The organism is Thiocapsa sp. C2-2m, from assembly GCF_041903745.1.
Taxonomy (GTDB): domain Bacteria; phylum Pseudomonadota; class Gammaproteobacteria; order Chromatiales; family Chromatiaceae; genus Thiocapsa; species Thiocapsa roseilacustris.
In genome coordinates, this window is the sequence record NZ_JBBWVD010000046.1 from 1 (window position 1) to 20,223 (window position 20,223).

General features: G+C 62.5%; 17 protein-coding genes. 3 read left to right on the forward strand and 14 right to left on the reverse strand.

Annotated elements, in window-relative coordinates; translation table 11 throughout:
• Positions 1-46: 46 nt before the first annotated feature.
• Positions 47-610 (reverse strand): reverse transcriptase domain-containing protein, encoded by a 564-nt coding sequence (locus tag AADX97_RS25140; RefSeq protein WP_374236875.1) that lies wholly within the window; start codon positions 608-610, stop codon positions 47-49.
• 677 nt (positions 611-1,287) lie between these two features.
• On the opposite strand from AADX97_RS25140, the gene AADX97_RS25145 reads away from it, so the two are divergent.
• Together AADX97_RS25145 and AADX97_RS25150 are read left to right on the forward strand one after the other, a co-directional pair.
• Positions 1,288-1,902, forward strand: a complete 615-nt coding sequence (locus tag AADX97_RS25145; RefSeq protein WP_374236874.1) for a transposase — start codon at positions 1,288-1,290, stop codon at positions 1,900-1,902.
• Positions 1,903-1,929: 27 nt separating this feature from the next.
• Entirely contained in the window at positions 1,930-2,304 is a 375-nt protein-coding gene (locus tag AADX97_RS25150; protein ID WP_374236878.1) for a transposase, read from the forward strand.
• A 601-nt stretch (positions 2,305-2,905) separates the two neighbouring features.
• On the opposite strand, the gene AADX97_RS25155 is transcribed toward AADX97_RS25150, so the two are convergent.
• The gene (locus tag AADX97_RS25155; RefSeq protein ID WP_374236873.1) at positions 2,906-4,762 is read right to left on the reverse strand and encodes a transposase; all 1,857 of its coding nucleotides are present in this window, start codon (positions 4,760-4,762) and stop codon (positions 2,906-2,908) included.
• A gap of 465 nt (positions 4,763-5,227) precedes the next feature.
• Between AADX97_RS25155 and AADX97_RS25160 the strand changes: the two genes are divergently transcribed.
• Complete coding sequence (locus AADX97_RS25160; protein ID WP_374236872.1) at positions 5,228-5,410, forward strand: hypothetical protein; 183 nt, start codon at positions 5,228-5,230, stop codon at positions 5,408-5,410.
• A gap of 593 nt (positions 5,411-6,003) precedes the next feature.
• Here the strand turns inward: AADX97_RS25160 and AADX97_RS25165 are convergent.
• The 12 genes from AADX97_RS25165 to AADX97_RS25220 form a co-directional block, all read right to left on the reverse strand.
• Entirely contained in the window at positions 6,004-6,522 is a 519-nt protein-coding gene (locus tag AADX97_RS25165; protein WP_374236871.1) for a hypothetical protein, read from the reverse strand.
• A 26-nt stretch (positions 6,523-6,548) separates the two neighbouring features.
• Entirely contained in the window at positions 6,549-7,091 is a 543-nt protein-coding gene (locus AADX97_RS25170; protein WP_374236869.1) for a hypothetical protein, read from the reverse strand.
• Positions 7,092-7,127: 36 nt separating this feature from the next.
• On the reverse strand, positions 7,128-9,152 hold the full coding sequence (locus AADX97_RS25175) for a cache domain-containing protein (RefSeq protein WP_374236868.1): 2,025 nt from the start codon (positions 9,150-9,152) through the stop codon (positions 7,128-7,130).
• A 123-nt stretch (positions 9,153-9,275) separates the two neighbouring features.
• Positions 9,276-10,456 (reverse strand): IS3 family transposase gene (locus AADX97_RS25180; RefSeq protein WP_374236877.1). Its coding sequence is split into 2 segments (ribosomal slippage): positions 9,276-10,204 and positions 10,204-10,456, totalling 1,182 coding nucleotides; the frame shifts between segments, so codons are not numbered across the junction.
• Positions 10,457-10,500: 44 nt separating this feature from the next.
• A complete protein-coding gene (gene dnaK, locus AADX97_RS25185; RefSeq protein ID WP_374236867.1) occupies positions 10,501-12,054 on the reverse strand; it encodes a molecular chaperone DnaK in 1,554 nt (517 codons plus the stop codon).
• Positions 12,051-13,115 (reverse strand): GvpL/GvpF family gas vesicle protein, encoded by a 1,065-nt coding sequence (locus AADX97_RS25190; protein WP_374236866.1) that lies wholly within the window; start codon positions 13,113-13,115, stop codon positions 12,051-12,053. Before AADX97_RS25190 ends, dnaK begins: the two co-directional genes overlap by 4 nt.
• 285 nt (positions 13,116-13,400) lie before the next feature.
• Positions 13,401-13,859, reverse strand: a complete 459-nt coding sequence (locus tag AADX97_RS25195; protein WP_374236865.1) for a hypothetical protein — start codon at positions 13,857-13,859, stop codon at positions 13,401-13,403.
• A gap of 254 nt (positions 13,860-14,113) precedes the next feature.
• Complete coding sequence (locus AADX97_RS25200) at positions 14,114-14,575, reverse strand: hypothetical protein (RefSeq protein ID WP_374236864.1); 462 nt, start codon at positions 14,573-14,575, stop codon at positions 14,114-14,116.
• Between the two features lie 217 nt (positions 14,576-14,792).
• Positions 14,793-15,659, reverse strand: coding sequence for a transposase (locus AADX97_RS25205; RefSeq protein WP_374236863.1), 867 nt, complete (start codon positions 15,657-15,659; stop codon positions 14,793-14,795).
• Positions 15,660-16,156: 497 nt separating this feature from the next.
• Positions 16,157-18,163, reverse strand: a complete 2,007-nt coding sequence (locus tag AADX97_RS25210) for a sodium-translocating pyrophosphatase (RefSeq protein ID WP_374236862.1) — start codon at positions 18,161-18,163, stop codon at positions 16,157-16,159.
• A 114-nt stretch (positions 18,164-18,277) separates the two neighbouring features.
• Complete coding sequence (gene lpxD, locus AADX97_RS25215) at positions 18,278-19,399, reverse strand: UDP-3-O-(3-hydroxymyristoyl)glucosamine N-acyltransferase (protein WP_374236861.1); 1,122 nt, start codon at positions 19,397-19,399, stop codon at positions 18,278-18,280.
• Positions 19,396-20,091: a carboxypeptidase-like regulatory domain-containing protein gene (locus tag AADX97_RS25220; protein ID WP_374236860.1), complete on the reverse strand. Its 696-nt coding sequence runs from the start codon at positions 20,089-20,091 to the stop codon at positions 19,396-19,398. The genes lpxD and AADX97_RS25220 overlap by 4 nt, the downstream gene beginning before the upstream one ends.
• Positions 20,092-20,223 lie beyond the last annotated feature (132 nt).

The window sequence follows — 20,223 nt, forward strand, 5'->3', positions numbered from 1 at the left end:
ACCGATCCGTCGGTGTCCAGTATGCCGGCTTTGAGCCATTTGCGGATCAGCCCGAGAAAGGCTCGATCATCGATCCGCTCGCCGAGCATCTTGACCACCCATTCATGGTCCATGTGGTCAAGAAGCTACGTATGTCCGCTTCGACCACGTAGTTGACCCGGCTTTGCTGTAGAACACGCCCGAGATCATCCAGGCATTGGTGCTGACTGCGCCCCGGCCGATAGCCGTAGCTGCTGTCCTCGAACTGCACCTCGTAAATGGGCTCCAAGACCCGTTTGAGCGCCAGCTCCACCAGCTTGTCTTCGAAACAGCTGATCGCCAGCGGTCGCCCTTTTTCACGTCCTGGCTTGGGGATATAGGTGCGCCGCTTCGGTTGCGGCCAATAGCCCATGTTCTTCAGCCTGTTTGAAAGCTCCCTAAGGTTTTCTTCCAGGTTTACCCGATACTGCTCCTTGGTGATGCCATCAATCCCCACTGCCCGGTCTCCGGGCAGCGCTTCGAAGCAGGCGTGCAGGTGGTCCACATCGTAGACATGGTGATAAAGACTGGTGAAGACCAGTCGTGGCTCACTGCGCGCCTTCTCGCCTATGCGTCTCGGCTCTGTGCTCACTGTGTTTTCACGCCTTGCATCGTGACAATGTTTCCGCTTCAACGCTCAACCAACCGTGAGGACCTTCGCGCCAAGGGCATTACCCCTCTTCATCGCTAACCGTTGCGGCGTACCGGTCCTCATCACTCGCGACGCGGCCATTTGAGCCCCTCTTGTGACATTGGCGCTCATACTCGGGTACTGCATTGCGCGATTCCCCAAGAGCCCTTGCTCGTCGCTCGCCTGGTTGCTTGCCGACCCTTGTGACACTCGATGCCGTATGAGACCCCGGGGGGACCGTTGGTGCTCGTCTATAACGCACCGCCCGCGTGGCCTGCGCCCGACCTGACAGAATCGGCTTTCACCCAAAATCAAAGTTTCTCGGGGCTCTGTGTCGGATTCAGGGCCACACCCTTCACCTCGTGTCACTCATTTCTCTGACCATCGGGCTGACGCCGTCCAGTCATTACACTTCCGAGCGGCTGACTAAGCCTTACTCGGGAGAGCTTCCCGCGTGCGCGGTTCTCTCACAGTCGGCAACCATTGCCAGGTCACCCAGGTCTCCCATTGCGCACTTATGGCTTCGCTCCGTGTGGTACATGTGAGACCTGATAATCACCTAGCCGACCCCGCCCGTGGGCCTACAGTTAAGGTAGAAGAAAGCACCAGAGCTGGAGACCCGGCGGGAGGAGTCGACGATGAAACTCTACGGCGGAATCGATCTGCATTCCAACAATAGTGTCGTGGCCCTTTTGGACGAAGAGGACCTCGTGGTGTATCGCAAGCGATTGGCGAACGACGCGGCGTTGGTGCTGGAAGCCTTGGCGCCGTATCGCGAAGCGATCACGGGACTGGTGGTGGAGTCGACCTACAACTGGTACTGGTTGGTCGATGCCTTGATGGACGCGGGCTATCGGGTGCACTTGGCCAACACCACGGCGATCGTGCAGTACAGCGGGCTGAAGTACAGCGACGACGATTCCGACGCCGCCTGGCTCGCCAAGCTGCTGTGTCTGGGGCTGTTGCCCGAGGGCTATATCTATCCCAAGGAACAGCGTGCCGTGCGCGATCTGTTGCGACGGCGCAGTCGCTTGGTTCAGCAGCATACGGCCAACGTCCTGGCGGTGCAGAACCTGTTCTCGCGCAACCGCTGGCGCTTGCCGAGCGCCAATGCGATCCGGCGCCTGACGCCCGAGGCCGTGGGCGAGCTGCTGCCGGATGTGCACTTGGCCCTGGCGGTGCAGAGCACCCTGCTGGCCATGCGTGGCCAAGAGGCGGCGATCGATCTGTTGGAGCACGAGGCCTGCGCGTAGCTCAAAGGCCGGCCCGAGTATCGGCATCTGCTCGGCACCAGCGGCATTGGTCAGGTGCTGGGGTTGACGATCCTGTTGGAAACCGGACCGATCGAGCGCTTTGCCCGCGTCGGCAACTATGCCTCCTACAGCCGCCTCGTCGGCAGCGAGCGGCTCTCCAGCGGCAAACGCAAGGGCCGCGGCAACGCCAAGAGCGGCAACAACTATCTGGCCTGGGCCTATCTGGAGGCGGCCAACTTCGCGGTGCGTTACAACCCCGTGATCAAGCGCTACGACCAGCGCAAGCGCGCCAAGACCAACGGCGTGGTCACCATCAAGACGGTGGCGCACAAGCTGGCACGGGCCTGTTATAACATGCTGCGCGAGGGGACCGACTTCGATGTCGATCGGGCCTTTGCCTGAAGGGCTATGGGCGATGCGCCGGTGAGCCAGGACAAGGGGTTGGTGGACAGCCTCCAGACCTGATTGGCCGCCGGCACATCTCCCGCCGACATTCGTCAGGGAGCAACGCTTGTGACCGAGACGCCTCTGCCATCGAGCCAGCACGGGGTTGGACGGTGCCGACATGGCACCAAGCCAGCGATCTGTGAATCCGCGGCCCGGTGGGTGCGGGGCGGGGACGCCTGGATTTTTAGGGATCCGCGCCCCCGCCCCGCACCCACCTCCGTGGTCCACTTGGACCTTGGTGGGGCACCGACGATTTTCTGGGGCTCAGCGAGCCAGGGGCCGGGTGTCTACTCCCGACGGAGCAGCCCCACCGCCTTGATCCAGAAGGGTGACTGGCGCGGATCGGAGTGAATCCGCGACCTTTCAACGAGAACCGCGGGCGCGTTGGCGGTAACAAAGTGGCACTTCCCGACCGACACAAGCGTGCTTTGGTGCGAGAAAATAGGTCTTACCCCAAGTTTAACACCCCATCCCAAGCTCCCTTTTCTTTCATTGGCTTACGCCAAACGAAGTGGGCGAGTGGCACTACAAACATGCCATTCTTCGGGATGCGGGATCAGACAATCATTTTGTGCATACCTCCCGGGGTAGGGTCGCTGCCCAGTGCCCGGATGATCGCCAGTTGCGCCGGCTCGGGTTGAGTGGCCTTGCGCACATGCAGGGCACGCCCGTCGGGACGGCGGAAGGTGGCGGTCACCCGGCATTGGCCGGCGAGGATCGCGCGCAGACTGGACCAGCGCGCGGTGATGCCGTGCGCCTGCAGGCGCCGCCGGATGATCTGGACGAACTGATAGGCCAGCACGGTGATGAACAGGTCTCCCTCGGCCCGCTCCGCGGTCTGGTGATAGACCGGGCGCAGACCCAACTCCGATTTTAAGGAGCGGAACACCGCTTCCAGGTCGGTGAGCATGACGTCGATCCGCCACAGCTGCTCCGAGTCCCAGGTCAGCTCGTTGGTGCGCAGGCAATAGACCCCGGGATGCGTGACCAAGGTGCCGTCGACCGGTCGGCGCTCCCAGCGGATGGCTTGGGCGTTGACCCCGCCGGCATCCGGCTCGACGGTAATGCTGTAATGCTGCCCGACGCCGTGACTCTTCTCCTTCAACCGCCCGATACGTTCCCACAGCTTGGTGATGCACTTGGTGGTGCGCGGGCGCGCCAGTCCCTCGTGCAGGGCCTGCAGGGCCGCCTCGAAGCGCCGGCAGAAGCGCTCGGCGATGCCTTCTTCCTTGTGTGCGCGGCGTTCCGAGTAACAGTAGAGGCGAACCTCCTCGCCCTCGGCGTCGAGGACGCGCTGCACGGCGACAGGATCCCCGCCGGCGCTCTGGATCGCGATCGCCGCGTCCGCATCGAATTGGCGTTGCCGCTCCCGGCTCACCACCAAATAGCGATCGCCCTGCGCGCGCAGCCACGCCACGTTCTCCTCGGTGGCGATACCGCGGTCCATCACCACCAGGGCGCCCGCGGGGGCGCCCAACCCGACGAGCATGCCCTCCAAGGTCGTGCCCTCGACCACGTTGCCGTCGAAGACCTCGGAGCGGCGCACAAAGCCGCTGGCATCGAGCACCAGACCCAGGGTCACCAGCGGGCAGTCGCTGCGTTTCTCCTTGGAATGACCGTGCTTGGCCCGCGGATTGCCCGCCGCCTCGCCTTCGAAGAAGGTGTTGGTCAGATCGTAGAGCGTGACCGTCCAATCCAGTCCGAAGAACTCACTGACCCGGGCGAACAGCGTCTCCTCGATCGTGGCGCGGTGGCGCAGCAGGGCATCGGAGGCGCGGTAGAAGCGCATCAGGTTCATGGCTTCGAAATCGACGTCCAGCAGTTCACCCAACCCGCTGGTCTCGACCAACCAGCGCCGGGTGGCGCGCTCGGAGCCCGGTGCGGCCATCCGGGCGATGATCGCCCCGAGGATCGCGGTGCGCTCGGGCGCGTTCAGGCCCAAGGTCTCGAGCAGGGTGGCGAACTCCAGCTGCGCCATCGCCCACAGCCCCACCGACTCCACCCCGACCGAGCGCGGGCGGCTGAGGATCAGCGAGTCCACCTCGATGGTGTCGACCTCGGTCGGTGCCGCCGGGGGCGGCGCCGCGTCCGGTGCGGGCGCTTCGGATGTCGGCGACGGTGCGGGGGGCGTGACCGGCTGCCGCGCCAGCAGTTGGGCCCCGATACGCTGGGCCTCGCGCTCCACCGCGGGCGAGAGCGCCCCCTCCAGCAGCACGCCCTGCCCGCCGAGCAACTCCTCCAGGCGTACGCACAGCGTCGGCCACTCGGCCGGCGGCACCGCGAAATGGCGCCCGAGGTTCAGGAGCGTGATCTGCCGGACCTTGCCGCCGACCCGCGTGGAACGCACCAGCCGGTGGGTGTGGTCGCGCTCGCCGGTGGCGCTGTTGCGGGTGTGGGTGCGCCGGATGTACATGTCCGTACGCTAGCCCATGCGCTGCCGGGTGCCTAGGGGCAGGCCGAAATAATATGGCACTACTTTTCACGCTGAGACTGCCGTGTACATATGTATCAATGGCATAGGTCTGCATCGGGCACGAAATCGGCCCCGACCGTGTTAAAGATGGGTTACCATTGATCGGGGTCAGCTAAATGGTGACCTCGTGAATTTCCTTGACCCCGTGGGTTTCCTGAACGGGAGAATTGACCCCAACGGAGTCCCACATACCAGCCCAGGGCAACACCCTGGGTATGCGCGGCCGTGACGGCCGTCACAGCCCGGGGCTGACAGGCCGCCCCCCGTCGCCTATGCTCAGGTCACTTGATTGGTGGAATCGGGGCCAATGCCGGGGGCGATCTCTGGATGGGCCCGGCAGATCGGTGAAGTGCCGACCCCGGTCAAGTACGAAGCCGTTGTACCCGCCAAACCAGGTGTCCAGCCATGATCCGTATCCGCACAGCAACGATCCTCAAGACCAGCGCCGCCATCCGCAGCTTCCGCTCGCTCCGCCACCCGGTCGGGCCGTCGCTGCGCGCCTACGACCTGGGCCGCGTCCAGCAGGGCTGCGCCTGCTGCAAGGCCCGCCAAGACCACCAGGCCTGGCGCAACGCCCTGGGCCACTAACCCCCTGTCCCGAGCGCCAGCCTGACCCCGGCCCGATCGAGGCCCGCGGCCGGGGGCTGGCGCCGCCCCTCCGTCCCGTCTGCCCTGCCCGTCCAACCCGTACTCCTAGTCAGGAAGTCCCTGGTCACGAAGCTCCTGCTTCGTGACCCCAGCCTTGGAAGCTCTGCTTCGCGAGACCCGCGCAATCCTGCTCGGCGCCACAGGACCCAGGGTCTCGCACCCAGATCCAGATTCTTGAATCGCCAGCCCAGATGCTCCGGTCCGGTTCATCCCCGCGAGCGCGGGGAACGGCTGCGCTGCCGCCTGATCCGCCGGGCCAATCGCGGTTCATGTCCTCGTAACACCGCTCTGCGGTGTTACGTACCTCTTGGCGCTCTGCGCCGCGGCTGGGGGGAGGCGGGGAGTTCATGCAGAGTGCGGCCGAGACGTGACACCGCAGAGTGGTATTACGATCTCAACACCGCGCTCCCGCGATGCGCGTCTTCCTGGCGATCTCCGCCTTTGCGGTCGGCGGGGAAAGTTGGCTCGGGAAACCTGGGCCTGTCCCTGATGACCGCATCTATTACCCGCCGATGCGCCAACCCTGCCGCCGTTCAGGGCACTACCTGGGACATCTGACCCACCTGATGGCGCATGGCGGCCACCTTGCCGTTGACATCGCGAAACAGTAGCGACATGGTCCCGCTATCCTGATTCATGGACGCGACCTGTCCATCCATGCTGACCAAATGCCCGCGCATGGCGGTCACGTTCCCCCGCATAGATTCCATACTGGCGCTGATTGCGCCCATCTGTTCCACCATGATGGGCATCATGGCGATATTGTCGCTCATGCCGTCCACATGGACGCGCATCGCGCTCATCTGTTCGCTCATCTCGCCGAACTCCACATACATCTTGGTCATGCTGCGGATCATCACCCGCACCTCCTGCGCCACGTCGACGACGAAATAGAGGTTCAGCAGCGCAATCAGGCCGATGACGCCGAACACCGTCTGAATCATCCGCTGGGTGCGCTTGGAACTGCCCTCCTCCGCCTCTTGGAAGGAGCGCAAATCCTGCTCCGTACTCCGCAGGTAATCGACAATCTTGTGCAGCTCACGCTCGTTCATTTGGATCACCGGCGGGGCGTTGAAAATCAGCGAAACGGATTGAACTGATTGAAGGGATTGAACTGATTGAAGGTACGCATCGGGCCGGCGATGTTCCCCACATCCCGGGCCATCAGGCCCAACTCGTTGTCCATCCCATGAAACGATTCGCGCATGTCCGTTACATTGCCGCTCAGTTGCCCCATGTCTTGATCCATGGAGCCCATGTGCCGAATGATCTCGTGCATGTCCACGGCCATGCCATCCACGCTGGAGTTCATGTCGTCCATGCGCCGCACGATGGTCGCCATGCTGTCGACATTCCCGTCCATGCGGGCCATGGCGCCCAGCATCACGCTCATATCGGAGTTCATTTGGGAGAAATGGGTGTTCATCTGCTCCACCACATGGGTCATGTTGGACATCTGCAGGCTGAGGACCAGTACCATGGAAAACAAGCCCGCTACCATCAACCCGAAACCGATGAACACCGACCGGTACAGAAAACTGATCCGCTTGGATCTTGCGGCGTCGGCCTCCTTTTGCAGAACATGAATGCCATCGAACCGACGAATGGCCTCGTCAATCAAGTCCTCTCTTTCTCCAAAGCTCAAGGCAGCCCCCTTTTAGCTCAGCTCACGAACTTGCCACGCAATGGCGGGGTCGTCCGGATACAGGGCTTGCAACTGGCGGAACCGCGCCGTTGCAGCGGCCGCGTTCCGCTCTACAAGGCGCAATTTCAACGCGGATTCATAGCCCTTGATGTACTCCAGATGCTGGGCAGCTTGCTGGGCCGGCATCAATTCGAAGATGTCCATCGGTTCGGCATTGTCGAACGGCGGGGTCACCCGGTCCAGCCAGCGAAAGCAGAAATCCTGCCGTTCGCTGTCATACACCGCCCGGCTGACGATGATGCGGGCACCATACCGGCTATTCAGACCCCTCAGCCACAGAACCACCTGCACCCCATCGCCGAGGGCCGAGTAGAACATCTGCTGCTCCGAGCCGAAGTTGCCGACGATACAGCCATCGGCATGCAGTGCGATACGCGCATCGATCATCGGCAGGTTCTTCGGACGCAGGTCCTCGTTCAGCATCTCTATGATCTCCAGGCAGCGCAAGGCCCCGGCGCATCCCCGGTAATCGTCGTTCGGGCTCGCCACCGGGGCGCCCCAGAAGCCGACCACCCGATCCGCGTTTATGCTGTTGAGAGTGGCCTCGCTGGACTCCAGGGCATGCAGCATCTCGGTCTGATAGCGCGACAGGTAGAGTATCATTTCGTTGGCGCTCAGCGACTGCGTGATCTGGGAAAAATCGCCGATTTCACAACTGAACAGCACCAACCGGCGGGTCTCGCCCCCCAATTCCACCTCTCGCTTGTTCCCGGAGAGAAGCTGGAGCACAAGATTGGTGGGGGCATAGCGGCTGAAGGCGATCAGGCTGCGCTTCATGCGTTGCATGGAGGCATCCACCATTTTGAGTTCGGAAAACACCGAGTTGACCGGCTTCAGATCGTCGAAGCGGCAGCGGCTGAGCAGGTCGGAATTCGCCACAATCTGACGCAACGGAATGGTCAAACGGTTGGCGATCAGATAGATGGCATAGATAGCCACGATCAGTAATATGACCGAAAGCATCATGGAGGTATAGAGGGCGCGATTGACCGTGTCCATCACCTCATAATCGGGAACGACCATCAGCAGATGCCAGTCGTTGCCGAATACGCTGGGAATGATCTTCCGCTTGACGAAATAACTCTCGCCCTGGAGCTGCAAATTGTGCACCCCTTGCCCCGGATCGTCCGCCGCCCCCTCCCTGGCCTTGGCCTCGTTCCAGGCCTGCTGGATATATTGGTACCGCTCTGGGGGCAGGTCGGCGAGACGCGGCAAGCTCTCGTTCTCCCTTGGCGCAACGGCGTTGGTCTTGCTAAAGGAATGGGCGATGATCTGCTCCGAACCATTGATGATCAACAGCACCGAATCGTCGCCCAGCTTCTCGCTGGCCACGAATTGATTCAGATCGCCCAGCCCTATGTCGATGCCCAGCACCCCCTGCAGATTCCCATTGCTCCCCACCACCGGATAGGAGGCGGTGACCCCCAGAGTTCCGGTGCTCGCCCAGACAGAGACATCGCTCCAACTTGCCTTTCTGGATGCCTGCGCGGCCTTGTACCAGGGGCACTCCAACGGATTGTAGCCGCGCGGATTCTCTATCTTGGCGGTGGGTTTGTACATTTCGTCCCGGTAGACCCACTCCTCCGCCCCCTTCGGATCGCCGAAGAAGTTAACCCGCGTCGCGAGATTGGGATGTTTGCGGGCCTGCAAGAAATTTCCTTTGGTATCGGCGAGATAGGTCGAACTGTGAAACTGGGAGCGATGATTCAGATTCCACAGCAGCGGCAACAACCGCTCCCGTTCGGCGAGAAAATCCCGATCCTGCAACGCCAGCGCCATCGATTCGAGATCGCACGTCGCGGAACCCATCACCTTGAGGGTGTGCAACACGATCATGTCGAGGGCGCCGTTTATCACCCGCCCGCTGAGGTCCAGTATCCCGTGGCGGGCCTGAAAATAGCCGTTCAGCGTTACTACGGACAGGGTGATCGTCAGCAGCAAGGTGAACAACAGGATGATTGCAGTGCGAAACCTCATAATCGACTCCCGGATGGCAAGCGCTCTCTCCCTGTCGGAAACGCCCTGCACTTCGGCGGAGGGCTATGGCAAGGGTTCAGAAACTGAGCTTCCCTCGGTCTTTCGTCTTCCAAGGGCAGGGGTTCATGCGACCTGTTTTTCTCCCTCCCGAGTGTTGATCCAGTCCTTCAGAAACAGTGCCGGGGAAGTGTAGCCGAGGGTGGAATGCAGACGCTTGCGATTGTAGAACACCTCGATGTACTCGAAGGCGGTGGCCTTCATCGCGTCGCGGGTGGCGAAGCGCTCCCCGAAGACACGCTCGTTCTTGAAGCTGTTGAACCCGCTCTCGGTCGGGGCGTTGTCCCAACAATTGCCCTTGCGGCTCATCGAGCAGACCATGCCGTAGTCGGCCAGTTTGGCCTGGAACGCATGGCTCGCGTACTGGCTCCCCCGATCGGAATGGTGGATCAGCCCCGGGGGCGGCTTGCCTCGAAACCAACCCATGGTCAGCGCGTCGGTGACAAGGTCGGCCGTCATGCGCGGCTGCAGCGACCAGCCCACGACCTCGCGGTTGAACAGGTCCAGCACGATGGCCGAGTACAGCCAGCCTTCATCCGTCCACAGGTCGGTGATGTCGGCACTCCAGACCTGATGCGGGCCGCTCGGGGCGACGTCGCGCGCGAGCAGGTTGTCGGCCACCGGCAGGCTGTGCTTGGAGTCGGTCGTGGCCTTGTCGCGGCGCTTGTGGCGCCCCCGGATGCCGTGTTCGCGCATCAGGCGCTCCACCCGTGCCTTGCTCGCCGAGAAGCCTCGTGCGCGCAGCTCACGCACCATCCGCGGGCTGCCGTAAGCGCCCTTGAGCTCGGCATGGATGGATCGGATCAGGGCCAGCAACTGTGCGTCCGTCAGCCCCTGGCGATCCGGTGTGCCGCCACCCTGCCAGGCCCGGTAGCCCCCGACACTCACGGCGAGGACATTACACAGCTCGTTCAGGGCGAAGCCGTTGCGGTGCGCATCGAGCCAGGCGTACGTCACAGCGCATCCCGCGCGAAGTACGCCGTCGCTTTGTTTAAGATGTCGACCTCGCGCTTGAGCCGCGCGTTCTCCGCGCGCAGACGCGACAGCTCCATCGCCTCCGGTGTGACTTTCGCTGCGCCCGCACCGTTGAGCGTGCCGACGTCGAACCCCTTCACCCGGTTGCGCAGCGTCTGCTCGACCAGACCCATCTCCTTGGCCACCGCGCTTACGCTCTTGCCGTCCTTGACCCGCTTGACCGCCTGTTCCTTGAACTCGGCGGTGTACTCTTGCTTCGGAATCTTCTGCATCATCGTCTTCAGTGTGACAGACAGTCTACGTCACCCTTGGAAGACTAAACTTCGGGGGGAACCTCACGCCTCACCATCTGGCTGATTTCGCCTTCCGTCAGGCCCGAACCGCCTTCGATTCTGATCTGCCGCTCGTTGCCGGAGATGATGTCCTCCGCCGTGACTTGGATGATGCCGTTCGCGTCTATGTCGAAGGTGACATTCACCTCAATCAAGCCGCACCGCGCCGGCGGGAGGTCGTCGAGCATGAACTTGCCTAGTGTTTTATTGAAGGCGGCCATTTCCGACTCGCCTTGGAGGACGTGAATCTCCATCGTGGGCTGGTCGTCCTCGGCAGTGGTGAAGCTTTGTGTCTTGCGGGTTGGGATGCTGGTGTTGCGCTCAATCAGCCGGGTGAAGACGCCGCCCTTAGTCTCTATCCCCAGTGAAAGCGAGGTGACATCCAGCAGCAGCACATCCTTGACTTCGCCGAGCAACACGCCGGCTTGAATCGCGGCCCCCATGGCAACCACCTCGTCGGGATTGATGTCCTTATGCGGTTCCCTGCCGATCAATCCCCTGACTTTATCCTGCACCGACGCCATGCGCGTCATGCCGCCCACCAACACAACGTGATCGATCTCATCGGGTTTAAGGCCCGCATCGGCGAGTGCTTGCCGGACGGGTGCTTCGAGGCGGGCGACCAGCGGGGCGCATAGCCCGTTGAGCCGGTCACGGGTGAGTTCAAGGTTGAGGTGCGCCGGGCCTGTAGGTGAGGAGGCAATGTAGGGCAGGTTAACCGTCGTTGACATGACCGTGGACAGTTCTATCTTGGCCTGCTCGGCGGCAGTGAAGAGGCGCAACAGGGCTATCGGGTCGGCAGACAAATCCATCCCTTGCCCATGCTTGAACTCGCCGAGCAGCCAGTCGACGATGGCCTTGTCGAAGTTGTCGCCGCCCAGATGGTTATCGCCGTGGGTGGACTTGACCTCAAACAGCCCCCCGCCCAGGCCGAGGATGGAGACATCGAAGGTGCCGCCGCCAAGGTCGAACACCAGAATCGTCTGGTCGCCTGCCTGGCCCAGCCCATAGGCGAGCGAGGCGGCGGTCGGTTCGTTGATGACACGCAACACGTTAAGCCCGGCGATTCTGCCGGCATCTTGGGTTGCCTTGCGCTGGGCGTCATTAAAATAAGCGGGGACCGTGATGACGGCCCCGGTCACGGATTCGCCGAGATACGCTTCGGCATCCGCCTTCAATGTCTGTAGGATCATCGCGCTGATTTCCCGGGGGCTGTATTGCACCCCTTCAACCGTGACCTTGGCATCGCCGCCCGCGCCCGGTTCGACCGTATACGCGGCAATCGCTATTTCCTCGGCCACCTCGTTCCACTGTCGGCCCATGAACCGCTTGATCGAAGACAGTGTGCCTTGGGGGTTGCCAAGTTGTTGCCGCTTGGCGGCTGTGCCGACGAACCGCTGCCCGTCTTTCAGCAGGGCGACCATGGACGGTGTCGTGCGCTCGCCCTCGGCGTTCGGAATGATGACCGGCTTGCCGCCGTCCAACACGGCCATGCAGCTATTGGTGGTGCCAAGATCGATGCCGATGGCCTTCATCATGCGGGGTTTCCAGGCTTATTGCCGCGAGCCAACAACGCGCCCTTGTCATCAGTGATGAAGGCTTGCCCAACCGCCTCTTGCGTGAAGGAAAACTCGCGCTGCCCTTCCGCTTCCGCAAACCCCGGCAAACTCTGGCAATACGCCCTGACGGTCTCAAATGCCGCGACGATCTCCTTGGCGCGTCTTCCCGCGTCCGGGTCGCCCGGATTTCTGTCAGGGTGATGGGCCAGAATCAATTGTCGATAGGCCGATTTGATGCTGTCCCAAGAAGCCTTTTCCGACAACTGCAATAATTGCCTCGCCCTGTCCACCATGGAATAGTTCCCTTGGTTCAGTTCGATATTGACAAAACTGTAGGCCGGTAACGGGCCGATGTAACGAAAGGTTAGAACATCCTCAAACTCCGTCGCCACTTCGTCCACGGCATCGTCAAACAGCGGCTTCTTGTCCTTTTCCACCAGAAAGCTTCGGTTGAAAATCATGCCATCCGCTCTCAGCGGTGCGTCCGAGTAATCGGTTGCCAATGGCGTGAGTTTGTTATGAATGGCGGCGACAAACGTTCCCTTCTTGACCTCGGAAGATTCAAATAATTGTCGGCCCGCCTGTACCGGGTCCATGCTGGCCAGTTCGGGGTTTTCCTTGGCTATTTCTTGGAGTATCTTGGGCAATTCCCAGGCAGCTTGGATGACGAGCTCCCGTTTTCCTTGCAGACTGTCCAGGTAGGTTCTCAATTGGACGTAGGCATGTTCCAGAACCCTTGCAACCTCTTCATCATTATTTGCAGTGAATCCGAACTTCAAGGGCAACAGTCCGTTGTGGCCGGCCTGTTCGAGGAGGAAGGCGTTGACTTGCTGATACTTCAGCAGGTGCGCTTGATGGTGTTCGTCCGATTGGCTTGGGGCGAGCAGGTCGATATCCATGTCACTCACCACCGCTGCAATGTCCCGATAACAGACGACTTCAAGGGGTGCGGCATTGATTCCGCCAGCCGGGTAGGCTACCAAGTTTGGCGTATCCGTGCGGTTGTCGAGGGTCGCGTAAATAAAGCGTTTTATTTGCATACAGAATGTCCGATGGTGAGTGGGAGTTGCATCCGTTCACAGGGTTCTTGGCCTACGGGTCTTCATTGCTGCGACCCAACGGCTGAGGATGGGTAAAGGAAATACCAGGGACAGACCACTATTTTTGAGCGATATCCGCAGATTGAGCCGATCGGTGTCGGCCAGCTCGTTCCGCGATCAACCGGAAGTCTCAGCCCAAGTGTGCCACGACCATCGTCGCGATCTGTTGTTGAATCTGTTCTTTGCCCAAGACGAAGGCATCATTGGTTGCATCTCGAAGGCTGTTCAGTATGCCCTATCGATCGGTCTCTGGTCCTGCGGGCGTATCATCACTGAAGATAGCAGGAAACCGTGGTCTGTCCCTAAACCATCCCAGGGCCGGCCGCGCCGGTGATCTTCATATTCTTTCAGCAGCTTACGTTTCCTGTGCGGCTGCGCGACCAGGTACGCCGTCCACGGAAGAATGTAGTCTCCACGGTCTGCCGGGATCACCAGGTAGTCCTCTTCCTCGAACCATAAGCAGACCCGCTCCTCACGCCCGCGCTGATTGCGCCAGATCTTCACGGCGGGATCGCCTGCATGCGTGTTGATTAGCCCAGGCCAGCGAATTCTCTCGCAGCGCCGAGGGTCCGGCGTTCGCTCCTCCTCGACCTGCCCCCCCTGGATCATGTGCCAGAAGGTGGCCTCTTTGCCGTGGGTAAGCGGGTGCCGCTTCAGAGCATGCGCGGCCTTGAAGTAAGCCACCTGCAGGGTGCGCCCATAGCACTTGAAGCCGTGGCGAAGTGTTGCGAGAGCCCCGTTCCGATCCATCCACTTGCAAAGATCGCCGAGTAAATATTCGGTCTACCCGTACCCTTCGGAATCAACGGGTAAGCGCGTGGCGGAAGTGTCGGTCCAGCGGGTAGGTCCAAATATCCTTGATCCTAAAAAGAGCAGTTGGCGCCCGTCGCGGGCCGTTTCCGGCCTGCGGTCGAGTACACATAGCGGCGGTTCGGCGGCTACGCCGGGGCCGGCAGCGCGGCCGGCGGCTTTAACTGGCGGCCGTTGAGGTACATCACCAGCGCACGCGAGAGCATCCGGTACCAGCAGTGCAGGGGACTGAACTGCTCCGCAGTTCGGCGCAGCGTTTTGAAGAAGCTCGCGATGTCGCGGCAGGTCGCCTCCACCCACGCCGCCTCGGCGTGGGGATGGCTGATGGTCAAGCGCGTCTGCCCGCCGTGACGGGTCAGCCGCGCCGGGGCGCTGAGCAGCAGCGGGCGGCTGGTGATGGCCTCGGTGTGCCGAGTCGGGTCGGCCAGGCGCACGAACAGGCTCCACCAGTTGTAGGTCAAGGCGGTGATGCGGGCCATGAAGCGGCAACGCGTGATGTCTTGGGTGGTGAAGCCGCCCCAGCCCCAATGGTTTTTGAGCTCGTCGAAGGGATTCTCCGCGTCGGCGCGGTCGCGATAGAGTTGTGCCACACTCAGGATCGATCTCGTGGGGCAGCGAGGTCACCAGCACGGCGTACTCGTAGAGGATGGTCTCGTCGGTGAGCGCGGGGAAGCTCAGGCGTAGTTGCTCGGGATCACCTTGGTCAAGGACGGCCAGGTCGGCCTTGATGCGTCGACGCAGCACGATGGCGCGTCGCGCGCCGCTCCAGCCCGACAGCCGCAGCGTCGTCTCGGCCCCGTGCCAGCCTTAACCGGCATCGCACCACTCGGCATCGCGCATCAGGCGCTCGACGGTCTGCTTGACCTTGGAGGTCATGCGCAGCTTGAACAGATAGGGGATCCCCGCCTGCTCGGCCCGTGCCATGTTGGCTTGGGTACCCCAGTCGCGGTCGCCGCGAATGCACAGCGGCCAGTGCGCCCGCGGCAGGCGTGCGAGCACCTCCCACAGGCCCGGTGCGCTGTACTTGGACGCGGTTTGGTTGCCGGCCAGCACCTCCACGTCCAGGATCAGACGCAGACCGGCGATGAAATAGGTGTGGTCGGTGTGCGAAGGGCGCCCCGGCTTGTGCGGGTTGTCGCCCTTGACCGCGCCCTCTTGATGCCCGTAGAGCGGTTTGACCGTCACGTCGGCATCGAGGATCCAGGGCACGCCCAGCACCGGGGCCACGCACGCGTCCAGGTGGTTCTGCAACCAGGCCACCCCGTCGGCTTCATCGAGCTTGCGCAGGTTGCGGCGCACCGAGTCCTCGCTGACCACCGCCTCCATGCCCAGCAGGGCGGCGTTGATGGTGTCGCCGCGCAGTGCACTGATGTGGGCATAGCGCTGATGACCGGACAGCACCGCCAGGATGGCGGTACCGAGCACGTCGCGCGTGCTCGGGGCGTTCGGGCTGGTCAGCTTCAGCGGGCAGCTCTCGACCCAGGCATCGAAGCGCCCGCCCGGGCGCAGAAATTCGGTGAAGAACGGCAGCTGCCCCAGCGGGGTGACCGCCGCCTGCGCATCCCACTCCACGTGGACGCGGCCGCCAAAGGTGTCGACCGCAACCGGGCCGGCATGCGGCACCAACGCGGTGGTTTCGGGTTCACCCTGAGGGTGAGGGATCGGATTGCTCATGGTGACCTCCTTGCGCCGATATTTCAGCGGTTTGGGTCACGTGAGGCAAGGTGTAACTGCTCTTTTTAGGTTCACGCGTGCTTCATATCGGCTTCCAGGTTTATTACCCTGTCGCCATCCGCGGGTTTGCGATCTCGAAGCTGTACCAGCACTTCAGGGAGCGCGACCTCCCCTACGGCCTACAGGATTCTCTGTGTACGCTTGCCCTGTCTCTTGTTCGCGACTTACGCCGCTCCGCAACAGGACCAACACTCGATACGGGTGGGTGGCTAGCCCTTACCCGACCGGGACTTCCACCCGGCAAGAGACGTCGAGCTTTGCTCGGCGCTAAATAAATTCGCACCTACACTTGATCGGCAGCCGAGATTATACACGGCACGGCAATGCATCTGTAGGTTCGAACTTATTCGCACGACCATGAGCGGGGGCCGCGAACGGCACCGCGCACACGAAAAAGGGGCCTTATGGCCCCTTATCAAACACCGAACCGGACGCGATCAGCCCAGCAGCGGTGCAATCGTCAGACTTACGATGGCCATGACATTGATGAGGATGTTCATCGAGGGACCGGAGGTGTCTTTGAAGGGATCGCCGACAGTGTCGCCCACGACGGTTGCCGAGTGCACGGTCGAGCCCTTGCCGCCGAGGTTGCCCTTTTCAACGAACTTCTTGGCGTTGTCCCAAGCGCCGCCGGCGTTGGCCATCATGAGGGCAAGCAGAACGCCGGCGAGCAGCGCGCCGCCGAGCATGCCGCCCAATGCCTCCGGACCGATGCCGAAGCCGACGACCGCGGGGGCGCTGACGGCGATGACGCCGGGCAGGATCATCTTCTTGATCGCGGCGGTGGTTGCGATGTCGACGCAACGGGCGGTATCCGGCTTGGCCGTGCCTTCGAGAAGGCCCGGGATCTCATGGAACTGCCGGCGGATCTCGTTGATCATCTCGAAGGCGGCGTCGCCGACCGCGGTCATGGTGATCGCAGCGATCAGGAAGGGAATCGCACCGCCGATCAGCATGCCCATCAAGACGTCCGGATCACCCAGGCTCAAGGCGAAGTCCGGGATCAGGAGATGCAGCGTCTCGATGTAGGCAGCGATGATGGTCAAGGCGGCCAGTGCCGCGGCACCGATCGCGAAGCCCTTGCCGATGGCCGCCGTGGTGTTGCCCAACTCGTCGAGCGAGTCGGTGATCTTGCGCGTCTCCGCACCTAGACCGCCCATCTCGGCGATGCCGCCGGCATTGTCCGCGACCGGACCGTAGGCGTCGATCGCCATGGTGATGCCCACCGTGGCCAGCATGCCCACCGCAGCGATGCCGACACCGTAGAGACCGGCCATGTGGCTGGAGACATAGATGATCAGGGCGATGGTCAGCACAGGGATGACGACCGACTGCATGCCGACGGCCAAGCCGGAGATCATGACGGTCGCGGGACCCGTCTCGCCCGACTTGGCGATGCGGCGCACCGGCGCGGCCGAGGTGTAGTACTCGGTCACCAGACCGATGATGATGCCGCCGACCGCACCGGCGAGGACCGACCACCAGATATGGTTGGAGACATCGACCATCCAGACGACCAGGAAAGACACCGCGATGAAGAGCAGCGTGGCCCCGATGGTGCCCGTGCGCAGCGCAGTGGCCGGTTTGTTGGCCGAGACGGACTTGACGAGAAAGATACCCGCGATCGAGCAGAGCAGACCGACCGAGGCGAGAGCCAGCGGCAGGAACATCAGCGAGGATTGCGTGCCCAGCACGGCCAGGGTCGTGGCCGACATGGTCGCGGCGATCGCGATGGTGGCGATCTGCGCGCCGCAATAGGACTCGAAGATATCCGAACCCATACCGGCGACGTCGCCGACGTTGTCGCCGACGTTGTCGGCGATGACGCCCGGGTTGCGTGGGTCGTCCTCGGGGATGCCGGCCTCGATCTTGCCGACCAGGTCCGCGCCGACGTCGGCGCTCTTGGTGAAGATACCGCCGCCGACACGATAGAAGAGCGCGACCGACGAGGCGCCGACGCCGAAGCCGTGGATGGCGTGGGATGCCTCGGGATTACCGCCGAAGAGCAGATAGAGGAAACCCAGACCCAAGAGGCCAAGCGAGGCGACCAAGAGACCCATGACCGAGCCGCCGTAGAAGGCGACCGTCAGGGCCGCGGGTGCGCCTAACGTGTGTGCAGCGGTCGTGGTGCGGACGTTGGCCTTGGTCGCCGAAAACATCCCGAGAAAACCGGCGCTTGCGGATGCCGCGGCACCGACGACGAAGGCCAGCCCCGTCTTCCAACCCAAGAACCAGATCAGCAGCATGAGCACCACAACGCAGAAGATGCCCAACAGCGTCAGCTCGCGCTTCATGAACACCATGGCGCCGAGATGGATCTCGTCGGCAATCGCCTTGACCTTTTCTCCCCCTTCGGGGTAGGCCAAGACCAGCTTATAAATATAGTAGGCCGCCCATAGCCCGAAAAGGCCGAGCAGCAGCGGGATCAACGCGTTGAAAGACATTGGATCTCCTCAGTTCATCGGTCGTTTTGGTGATAAAACCGTAGGGTTTATAGCAAATATGGGCTGGAAAAGCGATTCGACCGTCATTGAGCTGTCACATACAAACCATTGATATCAATCGCTGCCGGTGCCGGACGGGGTTGCGGGGGATGGGCTGGTCTCGGATGCGCCGGGTAGGGATGATGTGCTTGAGGGGACGGCGCCCAAGTCCGCAAGCCGGCGCTCCAAGCGATCGATCGTCTGCTGTTGGCGCTCGACCTGTTTGAGCAGCGCGGGAAGGCGAATCAGCGCTGCGCTTTCGCGAAGGGCTTGTTTGACCGGACGCGCGGGGGTTCCGAAGACGGCCACCCCGGCAGGAATATCCTTGACGACGCCGGCTTGGCCGCCGATGCGTGCGCCGTCGCCGACCGTCACATGGTCCGAGATTGCGACTTGACCGGCCACCACGACACCCTGTCCGAGCTTCGAGCTGCCGGCAACGCCGGATTGGCTGACCAGGATGCTGTGTGGACCGATATCGACGTTGTGGCCGACCTGTACCAGGTTATCGATCTTGGTGCCCCGCCCGATGCGCGTCATGCCCAGCGTGGCCCGGTCGACACAGCTGTTGCAGCCGATCTCGACGTCGTCCTCGATGACGACCCGCCCGAGTTGCGGGATCTTGCGGTGTCCGGTCCCGTCCCAGCGGAAGCCGAAACCGTCGCCGCCGATGCGCACACCCGGATGCAGGATGCAACGGTCGCCTAATGTCGAGTCCCGCAGGATGCTGACGTTGGGCCCGATCGCGCAGTCCGTTCCGACCTGCACCCCAGTGCCCAGATAGGATCCGGCGCCGATGCGCGAGCCCGAGCCGATTCGGGCATCCGCATCGATGACCGCGCCGGCACCGACCTCCACATCCTCGCCGAGGTCTGCCGTGGGGTGTACCGATGCGCTCGGATGAATACCCTGGCTCGCCGAGACCGGCGCAAACCAAACCGCGATCTCGAAGAACAGACGGCGCGGCTCGGCGACGCGCAGCAGCCGCTTGCCGACGACATCCGGAAACGTCTCGCCGACCAAGACGAGCGCCGCAGCGCTGCTCGCCACGGCAGCCGCTTGGCTCGGATCCTCGGCGAAACACAGATCCCGTGACCCGGCCTGCTCCAGCGTGTTGACGCCGTGGATCTCGCCGTCGTAGGGGTCCTCGAGTAGGAGCTGCAGCCGGTCGTAGAGCTCTTGAATTGTGAGTGTCATGGTGCGGGCCAGTAGAAGGATTCGGCTGCGGCCCCGGTCGCCGGGAGGGTGACATTGCGGGTTTGTGCCTGTCCGGCATGCTCGACGGTTAAGACATAGTCGCCCGGCGCGAGGTTGGCGTAGAGCCAAGGGCCGACGGTGACGGTCGTGAGCAGGGTCGGCCCGGCCGCATCCTGGATCTGCACACGGATATTGGACAGATAGGCCCCGGAGCCGGCGACGGCGAACAAGAGCCGCAGGTTGTATTGGGACTTGACCTGCTCCATCGCCTCGCGCTCGGAGGCACCGATCCCGCCGCTGATGTGGGGAACCCCGAGGGTCGATTGGCCAGGCAGCCGTCGCTCGGCAGATGCCTCGGGCGGCGACGCAGTCTGCGGCACCTGCACCGGCTCGGGAGTCGGGACGGGCACGACTGCAGTGACCGGCGCCGTGCTTGGCTCCGCAACAGGCGCCCCCGGCAAAATCGCCCCGCCGGGAAGCACGGTTCCCGGCGGCAACACCATGGCCTCCTCGAGCACGATCCCGCCGGGCAGAGTCCTCCCTTCCGGCGCGATCGCCCACTCGACCGTCGGTTGAGCGACCGGCGTCTGGGGCTGAATGTCCTGCCCGGTAGGCTCCTGCGCAAACGCCGCCCCAGAGCCGAGCAAAGCCAAAATCACCGGAACCTCAAACCTCTTATCGCGTTGCCGCATCGCTCACAACCCTCCTGAAAATTGACATCAACTTGGGCAATTCCGGAAATTAAGGTGATTTCCGGGAAAGCATCGACCAACGTGTAGGGGCGACTTTAGTCGCCCGGTAACCATTGGAGGCCTACACGGCCG